Genomic DNA, 15981 nt, shown 5'->3' with positions numbered 1-15981 from the left:
ACACGGTATTTGCCATCCCACCTTAAAGGAGCGCGCTCACCGGCGCGCTTTTGATTGTTAGAGATACCGGGCGAATTTTCATTCCCCGAAACCTGCGGATCAGGAAAATGAAGATCAAGAATTCGCTCAAGTCGCTCAAGACCCGCCACCGCGAAAACCGTCTGGTTCGTCGCAAGGGCCGCATCTACATCATCAACAAGTCCAACCCGCGCTTCAAGGCTCGTCAGGGCTGAGACCCGGCAGGGTGCTTGGGGACAGCGCTTAAGCGATGTCCCAGAATTGATTTTGAAGTTATTCCGTGGCGAGCTAACATGCTCGCCATGCGAGTTTTTATACCCTTGATTCTGGCGTGTTCCGCCCTGCTCGCCACCTCCACGGGAGCTGGCAGCCTCTCCTTCGCGGCGGAGCCCTCGCCTCAGACGGAATCGGCCAGCCTCACTACTCCCAAACAACGCGTCGATGCGCTGTTCGCCGACCTGAAGAAGGAACGCGACGCCGACAAGGCGCGCGAGCTTTCCAATCAGATCCGCTTGGAGTGGCAGGATTCCGGTAGCGCGACGGTCAACCTGCTGATGCAATGGGCAGACAAGGCCATCTCCGACAACAAGCAGGCAGCAGCGCTCGATATTCTCGACCAGGTCATCACGCTTGCGCCCAACTATGTCGAAGGCTGGAACCGCCGTGCGACCTTGCACTACACCATGGGCAACTACCGAAAATCCATGTCGGACATCAATCGCGTCCTGGCGATCGAGCCGCGCCATTTCGGTGCGCTTGCCGGCATGGCGGCGATCCTCGGCGCCTCCGGCAAGGATGAGCTCGCCCTGCGCGCCTGGGAGCAATTCCTGGCAATCTACCCCGCCGACCGCAAGGCGCAGGAGCAACTGGGTGAGCTCGCCGAAAAGCTTGCCGGCAGCAAGACCTGACAGCCGCGCGCCAGTCGATTGTCGAGCCCGTCAAAGCCCCTTCCCGCTGACCAGACGTCTCTTTTCGAGATCGCGATTGCCGCGCGCCGTTTCATCGAACCGATCTGGCTGGAATGGCATCGGACGCGGGGCGGCGACGCTCCCCCGATCGCCTCGCAGTGGACGTGCGGCCGCTCGAGCCTGTTTCTGAAGCGTGTCTTGAATGCCCGAGGCCTCGATGCCGATTGGGTTTCCGGAACGCCGCGCAGCGCACCCACGGGACCCGAAATCGGACCGTTCGGTTTCTTCTGCGGGAAGAGCTGGCAGAGCCACGCCTGGGTCGAGTGCGGCGATTTCATCGTCGACATCACCGCCGATCAGTTTGGCGCCTCCCCGGTCCTCGTTGTCGACAGCACGGACAACCGCTACAACAAAGGCAGCCGGGATGTGGCGCTGCCGCAGTTCGTGCTGGCCCGCCAGCGCGCCGTGGACGCCATCTGGCCGCGATGGCAAAGGATGAACGCCGGGGCCTCAAAGGTTCGCTCGTACCTTGAAAGCCCGGCGCCGGAAGACAGATAGAGACGATGCTTCCAGTCACGCTCCTGTTGATTGCACTGATTCTTGCCGGCGTCGCCTATAGCCTCTGGCATGCGCGCGCCTTCGCACGGCGGTTTCCCAATGTCGGCGAACTGATCGACATCGGCGGCTATCGCATGAACAGCGTGCATGTGCCCGCCGGCGAGCAGGCCGATCTCCTGCCCGTCGTCTTCATCCATGGCGCCAGCGGCAACCTTCTCGACCAGTTGCATGCCTTCGCACCGGCGCTTGATGGCCGCGCCGAGATGCTGTTCGTCGATCGGCCAGGCCACGGCTACTCGGAGCGCGGCGGGCCGGAAAACGACCTTCCGGACGGCCAGGCGGAAGCGATCGCAAAGCTGATGGACAGGCGCGGTCTCCGACGTGCCGTCATCGTCGGCCACTCCTTCGGCGGCGCGATTGCCGCGAGCTTCGCCCTCAATCACCCGGACAAGACCGCCGGCCTCGTCCTGCTGGCGCCGGCGACCCATCCCTGGCCCGGCGGCATCGACTGGTATTACCGCCTGACGGCCCTGCCCTTCGTCGGCTGGCTCTTCGCCCACACGCTGGTGACGCCGCTCGGACAGCGGCGCATCGAGGGCGGCACGCACTCGATCTTTTCGCCCAATCCACGGCCGGCCGACTACATCGACAAGACCGGCCCGCATCTCGTGCTGCGTCCCTCGACCTTCCTCAGCAATGCCCGCGATATTGCCAACCTGCACGCCTATCTGACAGCGACCGCGCCGCGCTATCGCGAGATCGCCGCACCGACGGTGATCATCACCGGCGACAGCGACGGCGTCGTGCTGGCCGATATCCACTCGCGCGGGCTGGCACGCGATATCCCCGGCGCCGAGCTGCTCTGGATCGGCAATCTCGGCCACAAGCCCGATTACGTGGTCACGGACGTCGTCGTCGCCGCGGTCGAAAAGCTGGCCGGCAAACCCGGCGACCTGGAGGCGGTGGTAAAGCTCGCGGAGCAGAGGCTCGCAGGCGCCAAGGCGCCCTGACCGGGCGGGGCCACACCAAGACGCCTTGCTCGACCGGACAGCCCCTCGCCGGCACCGCTATTCACCCACCATGTCCTGCCCATGGATGGCGACGCCGGGGACGAGCACTCGGTCCTGCCCAATAAAGCACGAAGCCCCAGGAGCGGGATCAACGCTCCTGGGGCCTCGCCGTAAACCCAAAACTTTGCGGGCGTCAGACGCCGCTCATGCCGTCCGAACCGATATAGGCGATACGCAGCATGTTGGTCGCGCCGGGGGTACCGAGCGGCACGCCGGCCGAAATGATGATGCGTTCGCCCGGCTTGCCGAAGCCTTCCGAGGCAACGATGCGGCAGGCGCGGTTGACCATGTCGTCGAGATCAGTCGCATCTTCGGTGACGACGCAATGCAGACCCCAGACGACTGAGAGGCGGCGTGCAGTCTGCACGATCGGCGACAGCGCGATGATCGGAACCTGCGGCCGCTCGCGAGCAGCGCGCAGACCCGTCGTGCCCGACGAGGTGTAGCAGACGATTGCGGAGAGCCGAAGCGTCTCGGCGATCTGGTGGGCAGCGAGCGAAATCGCATCGGCGCCGGTCGCCTCCGGCGGCGTGCGCTGCGCGTAGATGATGCTGGAATAATGCGGGTCGCGCTCGACGTTGCTGGCGATCGACGCCATGGTCGAAACGGCTTCCACCGGATACTCGCCCGAGGCCGATTCTGCCGAAAGCATGACGGCGTCCGCGCCTTCGAACACGGCCGTCGCGACGTCGGAGACCTCGGCGCGCGTCGGAACGGGTGCCGAGATCATCGATTCCAGCATCTGCGTGGCGACCACCACCGGCTTACCGGCGCGGCGACATGCGCGCGTCAGCTGCTTCTGCAGGCCCGGCACCGATTCCAGCGGCATTTCGACGCCGAGGTCGCCGCGGGCGACCATCAGCGCGTCGGAGAGCTCGATGATCTCGTCGATGCGGTCGAGTGCCTGCGGCTTTTCGATCTTCGACATCAGGCCGACGCGGCCGCGGGCGATCTTGCGAACCTCAGCCAGGTCTTCCGGTCGCTGTACGAAGGAAAGCGCCACCCAGTCGAACTCGCCGGTCGCCAGAACGGCGTCGAGATCGGCACGATCCTTGTCGGTGAGCACCCCGACGGCAAGCAGCGTATCGGGCAGGCTGACGCCCTTGCGGTCGGAAATCCTGGTGCCGGCGACGACCGTCGTGACGATGCTCTTGCCGTCGGTCTTTTCAGCCTTGAGGTGCAGCTTGCCGTCGTCGATCAGCAGGCGATGGCCGGGCTTGACCGCTTCGAGGATCTCCGGATGGGGCAGATAGACGCGGGTGTTGTCGCCCGGCTCGTCCCTGTTGTCGAGCGTGAAGGTCTGGCCGACCTTGAGATCGACCTTGCCTTCGGCGAACTTGCCGACACGCAGCTTCGGTCCTTGCAGGTCGCCGAGAATGCCGATCGGCCGGCCGCAGCGCGCCTCGACCGCGCGGATGCGCTGCACCAGCGTGCGCATCACGTCGTGGCTCGCGTGGCTCATGTTGATGCGGAACAGATCGGCCCCGGCCTCGTGCAGCTTCTGGATCATCTGCTCGTCCGAAGACGCCGGTCCGAGCGTTGCGAGGATTTTGACTTTTCTGTTCCGCTTCATCAATTCTGGCTTTCCTGCGTGCCGGACGGATCCGAAAGCTGAACCATCCAGCTTCCCTGCCGCCCCGTGTCGTACTCTTTGAATCCCATGCGCTGGAAGCCGCGGGCGAAGCAGTCCTGCACGCCCGTGATTTTGAATTCGTTCTCGGCAACGCACATGTTGACGTCACCGGTCCAGCGGCCGCCACGGGCCGCATCTTCCGCGTAAAGATAATAATATCGTGACTGAAGCTCGCCCTCGATCAGGGTCGCGCAGGTGTTGGCGGGCACCTGCCACCAGCCTTCCGTCATCCAGCCGTCCTTGGCCCGGTAGCCGATGGCTACGCCGACCAGTGTCTGGGTGCCGTTGCACACGCGAAAGTCGGCGCGTGCATCGCTGGCAAAGAGAAATGAGCTTGATGTTGCCAGGAGAAACAGGAGGATGCCTCCCAGTGTCGCCAGCCCCGGCTTCGCTTTGGAAAAAGGATATCTGGACACGGTTTCCGATGGAACTCCGTTTTGATTTGCGTGGCACTTTCTTGCGACGGGTGGCCCCGAAAGTCAACGCAACTCTAATCGATTACAATCGGTAAATTGCTTTCGGATTTCGATAAACAGTTGCGTTTTTCTTGCGATTGACGCCCACGCGTGCGATCAGCGACACGGGGCGCTGAAACGGACTGGACCGGCATGCAACACTATTCTCCCTATGAGATTATCGAAGCCAAGCCCACAACCGGGCTCGTGCTCCTTGCCGATCATGCCATGAACCGGCTGCCCGCCGAATATGGCAGTCTCGGCCTTCCCGCCTCGGCCTTCGAACGGCATATCGCCTACGATATCGGCGTCGAAGCGCTCGTGCGGCGCCTGTCGGCAATGCTCGATGCGCCGGCCGTTCTCGGTTGCTTCTCGCGCTTGCTGATCGATCCCAACCGCGGCGAGGACGACCCGACGCTGATCATGCGGATTTCCGACGGAGCGATCATTCCGGGAAACCACCCCATCACCGAGCAGGAGTGGGAAAACCGGCTGAACCGGTTTCATCGCCCCTACCACCGTGCCGTATCCGAGACGATCGACCGGAGCGCAGAGGCGCACGGCGCAGCACCACTGGTCATCTCCATCCATTCCTTCACGCCGGCCTGGAAGAGTGTCGCCCGCCCCTGGCACGCCGCCGTCCTCTGGGACAGCGATGCCCGCGCCGTGCTGCCGCTGATCGAGAAGCTCGAAGCCCCAGGCGATATCGTCGTCGGCAACAATGAACCCTATGACGGCGCGTTGCGCGGCGATACGATGTTCAGGCACTGCATGGTGCCGGGCATTGCGCATGCCCTGATCGAGGTGCGGCAGGATCTGATCGCCGACGCGGCCGGCGTTGCCGCCTGGGCGGAGCGCCTGGCGCCGATCCTGGCAAGCCTCAACGCCATGCCGGAACTGCATCGCTACGAGCGACACATCTCGCGCACCGGCGCCTATTAGAGCATTTCCAGCAAGAGCGCGCAGCGGTTCTGCGTCCGGCGATGCGTGGTAACTGAAGAGGATGAGCGACCATGACCGAACTGACCCCGGAGCAGCAGACCGCCTTTGAGGCCGCTGCCTTTCGCCGGCTCGTCACCCATCTGCGCGAGCGCAGCGATGTCCAGAACATCGACCTGATGAACCTCGCCGGCTTTTGCCGCAACTGCCTTTCAAACTGGTATCGCGAAGCCGCCGAACAGGCGGGCGTTCCGCTTGCCAAGGAGGAATCGCGCGAGATCATCTACGGCATGCCCTACGAGGAATGGCGCGAGCGCAACCAGAAGGAAGCGTCTGCCGAGCAAGAGGCGGCGTTCGAGCTCAACCGGCCGAAGGAATAGGGCCGGTTCGGCTGCCTCTGCCACGGAAATGACCGCGTTGTTGCGCAATCACCCTTGACCTTGGCGGCCGTTTTCGGCACGTCACGGCACCCACGAAATTCATTCCCCCTATCAAGGAGAAGACCATGTCGGATGCTCACGGCGTCGCACGCGATCAGCTTCGCGCTTTCATCGAACGGATCGAACGCCTGGAAGAAGAAAAGAAGACCATCGCCGACGACATCAAGGACGTCTACGGCGAAGCCAAGTCCATGGGCTTCGACACCAAGATCCTGCGTAAGGTCATCTCGATCCGCAAGCAGGACCACGACGAGCGCATGGAACAGGAAGCAATCCTCGACACCTACCTCCAGGCGCTCGGCATGGTGCCGGCCGCCGCCGAGGAATAAGCAGGTCTTTGAAGGCCGCCGACAGGCGGCCTTCGCCTTCGCGTGAACTCCCGCCCAGATGCTCCCAATGCAGCCGGGAGTCAGCAGAAGGCGAATGCACAATACAGACACGAAAAAGCCCGCCAGGTCGGCGGGCTTTTTCGTGTCTGCGGTATGATGGAAGCTCAGTTGGTGCTGAACTTCTTCACTTCCATGAAGTTGACGGCATTGCCGCTGAAGCGGGCCGTGTCGACGTTTGGTCCGGCGCTGCTGGAAAAGCCGGCGGCATAGACCGTCGTCGGGGCGGTACGCAGAGACTTGCTGACGAAGCGCGGCGCCTTCACCGGCTTGGAAAGCGTTGCGACGCGGCCGGTCGAAAGCGCCCATTCGGAAATGATCTTCTGGGTCAGCTTCGGCTCGGCGCGCACCGACGAGCGGGTCGCGGCTTCGGCGTCGTTCTTCTTCGGTCGGCCGCCCTTGGCCGGAGCTTCCGCCTGCGTGTCGAAGGCGCTGTCGAAGATCGCGGCGCGCGCATTCGTGCCCGACTGCGGCGCATAGGCTGCCATCTCGATCGGCTGCGGCTGGGCAACCGGCTGACGTTCAGCTGGCGTCGGCTGGGCAAGCGCGACACGGGTCTTGGCTTCGGCCGCCACATCGCGCGGCGGTTCGGCGGATGCCACGACCGGGCGCTCCGCGAAGGAGGGGATCACGACCTGTGCATCGGCAACGGCGGCAAGCGCCGCGTCACCCGCGGGCCGCACGGCCGGAACCGGCACGAAACCGAGCGCCTGCATGTCCGGCTCGGCATCGGCGGATGCGACGAGCGTGTTCATGTCGCGGCGGTCAAGCATTTGCGGGACCGGAACCTTCATCGAGCCGAGGTCGGCAAATTCGCTCGGCATTTCCGAGGTTGGCGGCAGGGCCGCGGCAAGGGCTTCCTGCGCCGGGTTCTTCTCCGGCGCCACCAGGGCCACGGCTACGCCACCATCGGCAGGCGCCTGCTTGAAGGCGGGCCGCACCGCCGGGACCGGCGCATTGATGTTCTGTTCGGCAGCAACCGTCGGCTCGGCGGCGACAGAGCCGGCGACGCCGGGCAGCGCTTCTTGAGCGGCGGGCGCGGCAGCCGTCTGCACCTTGGCAGGGGCTGCGCCACCTTCGTCGTCGGAGCCGGGACCGGCTGCGATTGCCGAGGGTTCTTCATCCTCGTCGCCACCGCCGCCAAAAAGCATGGCAAACAGGTTGCCTCGGCGCTTGCCGCTTGCATCCCCTGGCCCCTTGTCGCCACCGCCGGCAACCTCGATCGCCGAGGCGCCGACGCGACGCTTGTAGTCGGCGACCGCCTGCTCATAACCCGGCAAAGGCTTGCCGTCGGAGGGAAGATGCATGGTCTTGCCGTCGGGGAAGATGCGTGCGAGTTCGGCACGGCTCATGCGCGGCCAGGCGCGAACACCACCGACGTCCATGTGGACGAAAGGCGAGCCGGAGCTCGGGTAATAGCCGACGCCGCCCACCTGGAATTTCACGCCGATTTCGCGCAGCGTCTTCAGCTTCACGTCCGGCACGTAGAAGTCCATCGCCTTGCCGAGCATATGCTGACTCTTCTTGGCGACACCCTTCGAGCGCGAGCGCAACATGCCGTTGGTCGCCGGCGAACGATAGGCCGACACGACGTGGATATAATCGCGCGATCCGCTCTTCTGGTAGACTTCCCAGACGAGATCGAGTAGGCGCGGGTCCATCTTCGTCGGCTCGTTGCGGCGCCAGTCGCGCAGGAAACGATTGATTTCCTGCAGACCCTTGGCGTCGTAGCGGCCATTGCGCTTGTAGGTGATCTGCGCCTTTTCCTGGGTATGAATGAAATAGAGCTTCAGTGTCCGGGTCTGTCCTGCGGCCTCCACGGGAGGCGCAAAACCAGGAGTCACGAGGGAAGCCGCGAGAGCAACGGATGTCAGAACCTGCGGCACCCGGCGGGTGACCGCCGCGCAGACTCTCGCTAAGGAGCCAAGCGGCTTCTTAAAACCGAACAAATTTGGCATTCAATCCCCGTCCGACGGACAACCGTGCTTCGCTGTCTCAGATGACTGTCAAATAAGGTGACAGCATGGCAATTTTGCCACAGTCGTCACCGCCCCTTATAATATAGTGAATACTTCACTAACAAGGTCTAAACGGCGGTGACTGAAGAGCACGGCTATTGAAGCGTGAATGCGTCGATTTTATGCCGCCTCTCTCAAGGGGTTATCGGGATCGATGCCATAATCTTTCAGCTTGCGGTAGAGGGTAGACCGGCCGATGCCGAGCTTGCGGGCCACCTGGCTCATCTGTCCGCGGTAGAATTTCAGCGCAAAACGAATCAGTTCCTCCTCGACTTCCGCTAGCTTGCGGACGTCGCCGCCTTCGTCGACGCTGGCGATCGCGTTCTCCATGCGTGGATCGGCGGAGGTCTCTGCCTCCATCGACTTCGCCGCACTCGCGAAGTCGGGATAGACGCTCGGCACGGTTTCGCCGGCCGCGGTCCGCTCCGGACCAGCCTCGCCCCAGGAGAAGCCGGCGCGGTCGGAAACCACATAGCCGGGTATCTGGGTGGCAATCTGCGGGAAATCCTTCACCGTCAGTTCGTTGCCCTCGGCAAGAACGACGGCGCGGAAGATCGCGTTCTCGAGCTGGCGGATATTGCCCGGCCAGTCATAGGCGGTCAGAAGCGCAAGTGCGCCGCTCGATACCGTCAGCGGCTGGTTCAGTCGCTGCTCGGCGGCGAAGCGCTCGACGAAGGAGCGCACCAGAACCGGGATATCTTCCTTGCGCCGGCGAAGGGCCGGAATGGTGATCGGGAAAACATTGAGGCGATAGTAGAGATCTTCGCGGAAACGCCCCTCCCGAACCTCGTTGATGAGGTCCTTGTTGGTCGCCGAGATCAGCCGCACGTTCACCTTCTGCGGATGGCGCGCGCCGATCGTCTCGACCTCGCCCTGCTGCACTGCGCGCAGCAGCTTCACCTGAACTTCGAGCGGCAGGTCGCCGATCTCGTCGAGGAACAGAGTCCCCCCGTCCGCGTCGACGAACTTGCCGGTGTGCTTTTCGGTCGCGCCGGTAAAGGCGCCCTTCTCGTGGCCGAAGAGGATGCTCTCGACCAGATTGTGCGGGATGGCGCCACAGTTGACGGTAATGAAGGGCTTGCCGGTCCGGTCGCTTGCCGACTGGATGGCGCGCGCCACCATTTCCTTGCCGACGCCGGATTCGCCTTCGAGCACGATCGGAATGTTGGACTGCGCGGCGCGGCGCGCAAGATCGATCACCCGGATCATCGCCGGGCTTGCCGAGACGACGTCGTCGAAGCCGACGGCGCCGCCGCGCGGACGGCGCGAAGTTTTCACCTTGCCGTCACGGCTCGCCATCTTCAGCGCGTTGCTGATCGCCACCGACAGCCGCTCCGGAGAGACGGGCTTCACCAGGAAATCAAAGGCGCCGGCCTGCATCGCGTGCACCACGGTCTCGATACCGCCCTGCCCGGTCTGGACGATGACGGGCGTGTCGACACCGCGCTCGGCCAGCGCTTCCAGGAAGCCATGGCCGTTCATTTCCGGCATCAGGAGATCGAGCAGGATGACATTGATCATGCCGCCCTTGCGCTCCAGCAACTCCAGGCCACTGCGGCCGTTATCGGCGAGATGCGCCACATGACCGAGGCGCTCGATCATGTTCGTCAGCAACCGGCGCTGCACCGGATCGTCATCAATGACCAGAATGTGTGATGTCACGGAAGCCTCCTGCTTTGGACACGCGGTACTCTTTGGCCAACGTCATGTGCCAAATCACGTCAGGCATCTGTGCCATAAAGGGCTGAACATCATGTTTTGAGAAATGCTTGCATTTTATCCATTGCCGGCGATAGCAATGGGGCCCATATCGCTTGCCTCTTCCTGTCACGAACGAGAGAAATCCGACGATGACCTTCCGCCCCCTCGCCCCCGAGCAATTCGTTGTCCGCGCCGCCGCCGGCCAGAGCCATGGCGCCGCTGCCGACCTCGGTGACCTGCCCTCCTGGCGGCTGGAGGACCTCTATCCCTCCGCTTCCTCGGATGCGTTTCGCAGCGACCTGAAGAAGGCCGATGCCGACGCGATCGCCTTCGAGGCCAAGTGGAAGGGCAAGCTGGCCGACGCGGCGACGAAAAGCGGCGACGCGGGCATCGGCGCTGCCGTGCGGGAATTCGAAGCGCTCGAAGACATCATGGGCCGCCTCGCCTCCTTTGCCGGTCTCACCTATTTCTCCGACACCTCGAAGCCCGAAAACGGCAAGCTTTACGGCGACGTACAGTCAAAGCTCACCGACATGTCGGCGCATCTCCTGTTCTTCTCGCTGGAACTGAACCGGATCGACGACGCGATCCTCGACAAGGCGCTCGAAAACGATGTGCTTGCCGCCCACTACAAGCCCTGGCTGACCGACCTGCGCATGGACAAGCCCTACCAGCTCGACGACAAGCTGGAGCAGCTTTTCCTGGAAAAATCGATGACGGGTGCCGCCGCCTTCAACCGGCTGTTCGACGAGACGATGGCGAGCCTGACTTTCAATATCGACGGTGAAGCGCTGCCGCTCGAGGTCACCCTCAACCTGTTGCAGGACCCGTCGAGCGACGTTCGCAAGAAGGCGGCGATGGCGCTGGCCGAAACCTTCAAGGCCAATATCCGCACCTTCACGCTGATCACCAACACGCTGGCCAAGGACAAGGAAATCTCCGATCGCTGGCGCGGCTTCAAGGACATCGCCGACAGCCGGCACCTGGCCAACCGCGTCGAGCGCGAGGTCGTCGACGCGCTCGCCGAAGCGGTCAAGTCCGCCTATCCGCGCCTGTCGCATCGCTACTATTCGCTGAAGGCAAAGTGGCTCGGCATGGAACAGATGGATTTCTGGGACCGCAACGCGCCGCTGCCGGAAACCCCGAACGCGCTGATCTCCTGGGACGAGGCCAAGGACACGGTGCTCTCCGCGTATAATGACTTCGCTCCGGAAATGGCTGATATCGCCCGTCGCTTCTTCGACGAGCGCTGGATCGACGCGCCGGTGCGGCCCGGAAAGGCGCCGGGCGCCTTCGCCCATCCGACGGTGCCCTCTGCCCACCCGTACGTGCTCGTCAACTACATGGGCAAACCGCGCGACGTGATGACGCTCGCCCACGAACTCGGCCACGGCGTGCACCAGGTGCTCGCCGGCGGCCAGGGCGCGCTGATGGCCTCCACCCCGCTGACGCTGGCCGAAACCGCATCCGTTTTCGGCGAGATGCTGACGTTCAGAGCGCTACTCGACCAGACGAAGGACAAGAGCGAGCGCAAGGCCATGCTCTCCCAGAAGGTCGAGGACATGATCAACACGGTCGTGCGCCAGATCGCCTTCTACGAGTTCGAGCGCAAGGTGCACACTGCCCGCAAGGAGGGTGAACTGACGGCCGACGATATCGGCAAGCTGTGGCTGTCGGTGCAGAACGAGAGCCTCGGCCCGGCGATCCGCATCTCCGAGGGCTACGAGACCTATTGGGCATACATCCCCCACTTCATCCATTCGCCCTTCTACGTCTATGCCTATGCCTTCGGCGACTGCCTGGTGAACTCGCTCTACGCCGTTTACCAGAACGCCGAGCAGGGCTTCCAGGACAAGTATTTCGAGCTTCTGAAGGCCGGCGGCACCAAGCACCATTCGGAACTGCTCGCCCCCTTCGGCCTCGATGCCACCGATCCGTCGTTCTGGGCACAGGGACTGTCGATGATCGAAGGGCTCATCGACGAACTCGAGGCACTTGATAAGGCCTGATCCGGGTAACAATCCGGATCGCGGCGCGATCGACAAGACGACTTTATGAGTGACACCGCACCCTATGTGCTGTTCCGGGACGACAGCGAAAACCGCACGACGGTTTTCGCATCGCCTTCGCACGTCATAACCGCCCGCACCAAGGCGGAATTTGTCCGCGGCCTTGCGGAGCTTGAACGCGCGCACAAATCCGGCAAATGGATCGCCGGCTTCATGTCTTATGAGGCCGGGCATCTCTTCGAGGAGAAACTCGCAGGCTTCGCCGAGGAAGATCGCGAAACGCCGCTGATGTCCTTCGGCATCTTCGATGCGCCGAGCGAAGACCACCCCCTCGCCGAGCAGCAGCGGCGCACCGAGAACGAGCCCTTTTTGAGCGAGCCGCGCGCCGGCTGGGACTTCGATACCTACCAGGAGCGTTTCGACCGCCTGCACCAGCATCTGCGAAAGGGCGATTGTTACCAGGCGAACCTGACGATGCCGATCCGTGCGCGCTGGTCGGGCGACCCACGCGCGGCCTTCTGGTCGCTCATTGACCGGCAGCCGGTCAAATACGGTGCGCTCGTCGCCCTTGATGGACCGGTGCTCCTGTCGCGCTCGCCGGAGCTTTTCTTCCGCGTCGATGCGGACGGCTGGATCGAAACCCACCCGATGAAGGGCACGGCCAAGCGCGGCGCGACGGCCGCCGAAGACGCCGAGATCATCGCGGCCATGCGCGCCGACGAAAAGACCCAGGCCGAGAACCGGATGATCGTCGACCTCCTGCGCAACGACATCTCGCGCATCACCGAGGTCGGCACGCTCAGCGTCCCCAAGCTCTTCGACATCGAGACCTATCCGACCGTGCACCAGATGGTGAGCCACGTCCGGGCGAAACTTCTGCCCGACATCACCCTCAAGGACATTTTCGCCGCACTCTTCCCCTGTGGCTCCATCACCGGGGCGCCGAAGATGCGCGCCATGGAAATCCTGCACGACCTGGAAGACGGTCCACGCGACGCCTATTGCGGCGCCATCGGTTTCATCGCGCCGAACGGCGTCATGCGGTTCAGCGTCGCGATCCGGACGATATCGCTCTTCGAAAATGGCGATGCCGTCTTCAATGTCGGCGGCGGTATCGTCTTCGACAGCACCGCCCAATCCGAATACGAGGAGTGCCTCTTGAAGGCCCGCTTCGCCATCGGCGACGACAGGATCGCGCTCGGCGGCCGGATCGCGCAATGACGGATTTCTCGCTGATCGAAACCCTGCGCTACGAGCCCGAAGCCGGTTTCATCCGCTTGCGCCTGCACCTCGCCCGGCTGGTCCGGTCCGCCCGTCGTCTCGGCATGTCCGGCGCCGATGCCGCGCAAGCAGCACTGCTTGCGGCGGTCAAGGCCGGCGACGCAGGAACCGCGCTTCGCGTGCGCCTCGAGCTTTTCCCGGACGGCCGCATCGAAGTGAAGACCGCTCCCTTCGCGCCGCTACCCGAAGATGCGGTCTGGCGGGTGCGGATTGCCGCCATCCGGCTCAATTCGAGCGACCCGCTGCTGCGCTACAAGACCAGCCGCCGCGCCGCCTATGAAGCCGCACGCGCCGAATTCACGCCTGACGCGGCAGACGAGGTTCTGCTGCTTAACGAGAAAGGTGAGGTGTGCGAAGGCACGATCACCTCCGTCTTCCTCGACGACGGCAGCGGCATCCTCAAGACGCCGCCGATCGCCTGCGGCCTGCTTGCCGGCGTGCTGCGCACCGAACTCATCTGCCAGAGGCGCGCGCGCGTCGCGCGGCTTTCGCTTAACGACCTCGCCCGCGGCGACCTTTATCTCGGCAACTCGCTACGGGGCCTGATCCGGGTGAACCTCCTGGTCTGAGCCGGGAAGCGTGTGGCGCCTGACCTGGTCCCGTCCATCGCGCTTGGCGAGGTAGAGCGCCTGATCGGCGCGCGCATAGAGGTCGCTGACCGTGTCCCCGTCGCGATACTCCGCAACCCCGACCGAACAGGTGTAGAAGAACTCCGGGATGTTCTCGAGCGGGCGGGAATTGCGCACCCGTTCGAGCAGACGATCGAGAATGCGGTGGCCCTCGCTGATGGTTGTATCAGGCAGGATGAGCATGAATTCCTCGCCGCCAATCCGGCCGAAGCAGTCCGAACGGCGCACGAATTCCTGCATCTGGCGCGCAAAGTCGAGTAAAACCTCGTCGCCGCGCTGGTGCCCGTGGCGGTCATTGATCGCCTTGAAGTAATCGATATCGATGATCGCGACACAGCCCCACATATGCGGGTTCTCGGCGCAGTTGGCGATGAACTCGGTGAGACGGCCCATCGTGTAGCGGCGGTTGGGCACGCTCGTCAGCTCGTCGACCTGGGCGGCCCGAAGCGCAAAGTCGCGGTCCTGGCGCAGTTCCCGTTCTTCCGCATGGATCGTCGTGACGTCGACGGCGATGCACAGCATGCAGCCATCCGCATCCACCGTCTCCGTCATCCACAGCCAGCGACCGTCGTGCAGGTCCGTTTCCATGGCGCGGAACGGCACCTTGCCGCGCCGGTGCAATGTCGAGGCGATCCAGGCATCGATGTCTTCCGACTTCAGGATCGTGCCCTGTCCGGCGGCATGGTTCCGACGCATGATCTCTTCCCAGGTCGGGCTCTCGTCCGGACCGACATGGTAGGCGGCGCGGAATGCCGGATTGGCAAAACGCAGTCGATCGTGCTGATCATAAAGTGCGATCAGCACGGGTGTTTTACTCTGTAGGGCCGCAAGGGCCTTGAGATGACTACCGGTCACGGTCTGTCACGCCTCCGGAACTATCAATCATGGCGCGAAGCGGATGCTTCTACCGTAGCTATAGCACGAAGCGCTTGTGACAAGCTTTCCACCGTGCGAAACGATAGGGAATATGGTTAAATCACAGCCTGGACCGGCCGCTCCGCATGAAGCATACGCCCTACGACGGTTCTTCAAAACCTTTCACCATCGGCCTAGCGCAACTTGATCCCGATCGCTGGATCGAGCCTGACGACCAGTTGCGGTACTATCTGGACGAAAAGGCGCGTCTGCTCGCAGAGGATCGGGACGCGGTTTATGCAGCGGCGGAGGGCACGGAACGCGCCCAGCGCGAACTGCTCGGCGTCTTGATCGACTACCTGCCCGCCACATATCCTGCAGTGTACCGCCGGGACGGCGACCGCATGATCGTCGGCGGCGCGCCCGTGCCCCTTGCAGGGGATGTGCCGCTGGCCGTCGCCGGATCCCTCGTCCAGGACGATCTGGCCATCATGCAAAGGACCGACGACGGCTGGCGCCTCAACGCCGCCTATGTCGCCTTTCCCTCCTCCTGGTCGCTCGCCGAAAAATACGGCCGCACCATGAACGAGATCCATGGTCCGGTCCCGGGCTTCGAGCATGGCACCCGCAATGCCGAACTGATTGCCCGCATGTTCGACAATCTGCCGCCGGGCCGTTTCGTCGAGCGCTTCAACTGGGCGGTCAATGTCGACGGCGCGCTGCACCTGCCGAAATCGAAATCCGAGGGTCTTGCCGCCGGCGCGATCGAGATGACCGAGGAGCGGACCTTCATCCGCATCGAGCGGCAGACGCTGCGCAAGCTGCCGGAGACCGGCGCGCTCGTCTTCACCATCCGCATCTATTCGGACCCGCTCGCAATGCTGCGCAACCGGCCGGATGCCGCAGCCCTGGCCTCATCCTTCATCGAGCAGTTGCGCGCCCTGACCTTGCCGCAGGCCGCCTACAAGGGGCTTGTCAGCAAGCGGGACGGGCTGATCGCGGCCCTGCAATCGATCGCCGGTTAAGCACACCCTGAAATAGCGGTTGACCTTCCCGCTCTTTATTGTGACAGCAATCTATG

General features: G+C 63.5%; 16 protein-coding genes. 11 read left to right on the top strand and 5 right to left on the bottom strand.

Features of this window, described 5'->3' with window-relative positions:
* The first annotated feature begins 107 nt into the window (after nucleotides 1–107).
* The 4 genes from ykgO to XB14_RS00950 all read left to right on the top strand — a co-directional run bounded on the left by ykgO (nucleotide 108) and on the right by XB14_RS00950 (nucleotide 2494).
* Complete coding sequence (gene ykgO / locus XB14_RS00965) at nucleotides 108–233, top strand: type B 50S ribosomal protein L36 (protein WP_034806120.1); 126 nt, start codon at nucleotides 108–110, stop codon at nucleotides 231–233.
* A 78-nt stretch (nucleotides 234–311) separates the two neighbouring features.
* Nucleotides 312–926, top strand: a complete 615-nt coding sequence (locus XB14_RS00960) for a hypothetical protein (RefSeq protein WP_077959759.1) — start codon at nucleotides 312–314, stop codon at nucleotides 924–926.
* A gap of 198 nt (nucleotides 927–1124) precedes the next feature.
* Nucleotides 1125–1484: a hypothetical protein gene (locus tag XB14_RS00955; protein WP_234803925.1), complete on the top strand. Its 360-nt coding sequence runs from the start codon at nucleotides 1125–1127 to the stop codon at nucleotides 1482–1484.
* Between the two features lie 5 nt (nucleotides 1485–1489).
* The gene (locus tag XB14_RS00950; protein ID WP_077959757.1) at nucleotides 1490–2494 is read left to right on the top strand and encodes an alpha/beta fold hydrolase; all 1005 of its coding nucleotides are present in this window, start codon (nucleotides 1490–1492) and stop codon (nucleotides 2492–2494) included.
* Nucleotides 2495–2687: 193 nt separating this feature from the next.
* Here the strand turns inward: XB14_RS00950 and pyk are convergent, their stop codons facing one another.
* Together pyk and XB14_RS00940 are read right to left on the bottom strand one after the other, a co-directional pair.
* Nucleotides 2688–4127 (bottom strand): pyruvate kinase, encoded by a 1440-nt coding sequence (gene pyk / locus XB14_RS00945; RefSeq protein WP_077959756.1) that lies wholly within the window; start codon nucleotides 4125–4127, stop codon nucleotides 2688–2690.
* The gene (locus tag XB14_RS00940; protein ID WP_077959755.1) at nucleotides 4127–4603 is read right to left on the bottom strand and encodes a DUF1036 domain-containing protein; all 477 of its coding nucleotides are present in this window, start codon (nucleotides 4601–4603) and stop codon (nucleotides 4127–4129) included. Before XB14_RS00940 ends, pyk begins: the two co-directional genes overlap by 1 nt.
* 192 nt (nucleotides 4604–4795) lie before the next feature.
* On the opposite strand from XB14_RS00940, the gene XB14_RS00935 reads away from it, so the two are divergent.
* From XB14_RS00935 to XB14_RS00925, 3 genes are all read left to right on the top strand, one after another.
* Complete coding sequence (locus tag XB14_RS00935; protein WP_077959754.1) at nucleotides 4796–5584, top strand: N-formylglutamate amidohydrolase; 789 nt, start codon at nucleotides 4796–4798, stop codon at nucleotides 5582–5584.
* Nucleotides 5585–5655: 71 nt separating this feature from the next.
* The gene (locus XB14_RS00930; RefSeq protein WP_077959753.1) at nucleotides 5656–5961 is read left to right on the top strand and encodes a DUF1244 domain-containing protein; all 306 of its coding nucleotides are present in this window, start codon (nucleotides 5656–5658) and stop codon (nucleotides 5959–5961) included.
* Between the two features lie 125 nt (nucleotides 5962–6086).
* Entirely contained in the window at nucleotides 6087–6350 is a 264-nt protein-coding gene (locus XB14_RS00925) for a DUF2312 domain-containing protein (RefSeq protein WP_057254644.1), read from the top strand.
* A gap of 164 nt (nucleotides 6351–6514) precedes the next feature.
* Here XB14_RS00925 and XB14_RS00920 read toward each other — a convergent pair whose 3' ends face one another.
* Together XB14_RS00920 and XB14_RS00915 are read right to left on the bottom strand one after the other, a co-directional pair.
* Complete coding sequence (locus XB14_RS00920) at nucleotides 6515–8365, bottom strand: DUF882 domain-containing protein (RefSeq protein ID WP_077959752.1); 1851 nt, start codon at nucleotides 8363–8365, stop codon at nucleotides 6515–6517.
* A 180-nt stretch (nucleotides 8366–8545) separates the two neighbouring features.
* Entirely contained in the window at nucleotides 8546–10087 is a 1542-nt protein-coding gene (locus tag XB14_RS00915; protein ID WP_077959751.1) for a sigma-54-dependent transcriptional regulator, read from the bottom strand.
* Nucleotides 10088–10275: 188 nt separating this feature from the next.
* On the opposite strand from XB14_RS00915, the gene XB14_RS00910 reads away from it, so the two are divergent.
* The 3 genes from XB14_RS00910 to XB14_RS00900 are packed head-to-tail and all read left to right on the top strand — an operon-like array spanning nucleotide 10276 to nucleotide 13985.
* Nucleotides 10276–12135 carry a M3 family oligoendopeptidase gene (locus XB14_RS00910; protein ID WP_077959750.1) on the top strand — a complete coding sequence of 620 codons (1860 nt, stop codon included), beginning with the start codon at nucleotides 10276–10278 and terminating at the stop codon, nucleotides 12133–12135.
* A gap of 45 nt (nucleotides 12136–12180) precedes the next feature.
* Nucleotides 12181–13356, top strand: coding sequence for an aminodeoxychorismate synthase component I (locus tag XB14_RS00905; RefSeq protein ID WP_077959749.1), 1176 nt, complete (start codon nucleotides 12181–12183; stop codon nucleotides 13354–13356).
* Nucleotides 13353–13985, top strand: a complete 633-nt coding sequence (locus tag XB14_RS00900; RefSeq protein ID WP_077959748.1) for an aminotransferase class IV family protein — start codon at nucleotides 13353–13355, stop codon at nucleotides 13983–13985. The genes XB14_RS00905 and XB14_RS00900 overlap by 4 nt, the downstream gene beginning before the upstream one ends.
* Here XB14_RS00900 and XB14_RS00895 read toward each other — a convergent pair.
* Nucleotides 13950–14900: a sensor domain-containing diguanylate cyclase gene (locus tag XB14_RS00895; RefSeq protein WP_034806098.1), complete on the bottom strand. Its 951-nt coding sequence runs from the start codon at nucleotides 14898–14900 to the stop codon at nucleotides 13950–13952. The two genes, XB14_RS00900 and XB14_RS00895, sit on opposite strands and share 36 nt — an antisense overlap.
* A 146-nt stretch (nucleotides 14901–15046) precedes the next feature.
* On the opposite strand from XB14_RS00895, the gene XB14_RS00890 reads away from it, so the two are divergent.
* Entirely contained in the window at nucleotides 15047–15925 is an 879-nt protein-coding gene (locus XB14_RS00890; protein ID WP_077959747.1) for a heme-dependent oxidative N-demethylase family protein, read from the top strand.
* The last annotated feature ends 56 nt before the right edge of the window (nucleotides 15926–15981 follow it).

Origin of the sequence: Ensifer adhaerens (assembly GCF_002007205.1) — a bacterium.
Classification (GTDB): domain Bacteria; phylum Pseudomonadota; class Alphaproteobacteria; order Rhizobiales; family Rhizobiaceae; genus Ensifer; species Ensifer adhaerens_D.
This window is presented reverse-complemented; position numbering and strand designations above follow the sequence as displayed.

Coding starts and splice junctions, on each gene's coding strand:
- XB14_RS00930 (WP_077959753.1), top strand. CDS start 5,656: ATGACCGAACTGACCCCGGAGCAGCAGACCGCCTTTGAGGCCGCTGCC.
- XB14_RS00900 (WP_077959748.1), top strand. CDS start 13,353: ATGACGGATTTCTCGCTGATCGAAACCCTGCGCTACGAGCCCGAAGCC.
- XB14_RS00920 (WP_077959752.1), bottom strand. CDS start 8,365: ATGCCAAATTTGTTCGGTTTTAAGAAGCCGCTTGGCTCCTTAGCGAGA.
- ykgO (WP_034806120.1), top strand. CDS start 108: ATGAAGATCAAGAATTCGCTCAAGTCGCTCAAGACCCGCCACCGCGAA.
- XB14_RS00950 (WP_077959757.1), top strand. CDS start 1,490: ATGCTTCCAGTCACGCTCCTGTTGATTGCACTGATTCTTGCCGGCGTC.
- XB14_RS00925 (WP_057254644.1), top strand. CDS start 6,087: ATGTCGGATGCTCACGGCGTCGCACGCGATCAGCTTCGCGCTTTCATC.
- XB14_RS00935 (WP_077959754.1), top strand. CDS start 4,796: ATGCAACACTATTCTCCCTATGAGATTATCGAAGCCAAGCCCACAACC.
- XB14_RS00910 (WP_077959750.1), top strand. CDS start 10,276: ATGACCTTCCGCCCCCTCGCCCCCGAGCAATTCGTTGTCCGCGCCGCC.
- pyk (WP_077959756.1), bottom strand. CDS start 4,127: ATGAAGCGGAACAGAAAAGTCAAAATCCTCGCAACGCTCGGACCGGCG.
- XB14_RS00905 (WP_077959749.1), top strand. CDS start 12,181: ATGAGTGACACCGCACCCTATGTGCTGTTCCGGGACGACAGCGAAAAC.
- XB14_RS00960 (WP_077959759.1), top strand. CDS start 312: ATGCTCGCCATGCGAGTTTTTATACCCTTGATTCTGGCGTGTTCCGCC.
- XB14_RS00890 (WP_077959747.1), top strand. CDS start 15,047: ATGAAGCATACGCCCTACGACGGTTCTTCAAAACCTTTCACCATCGGC.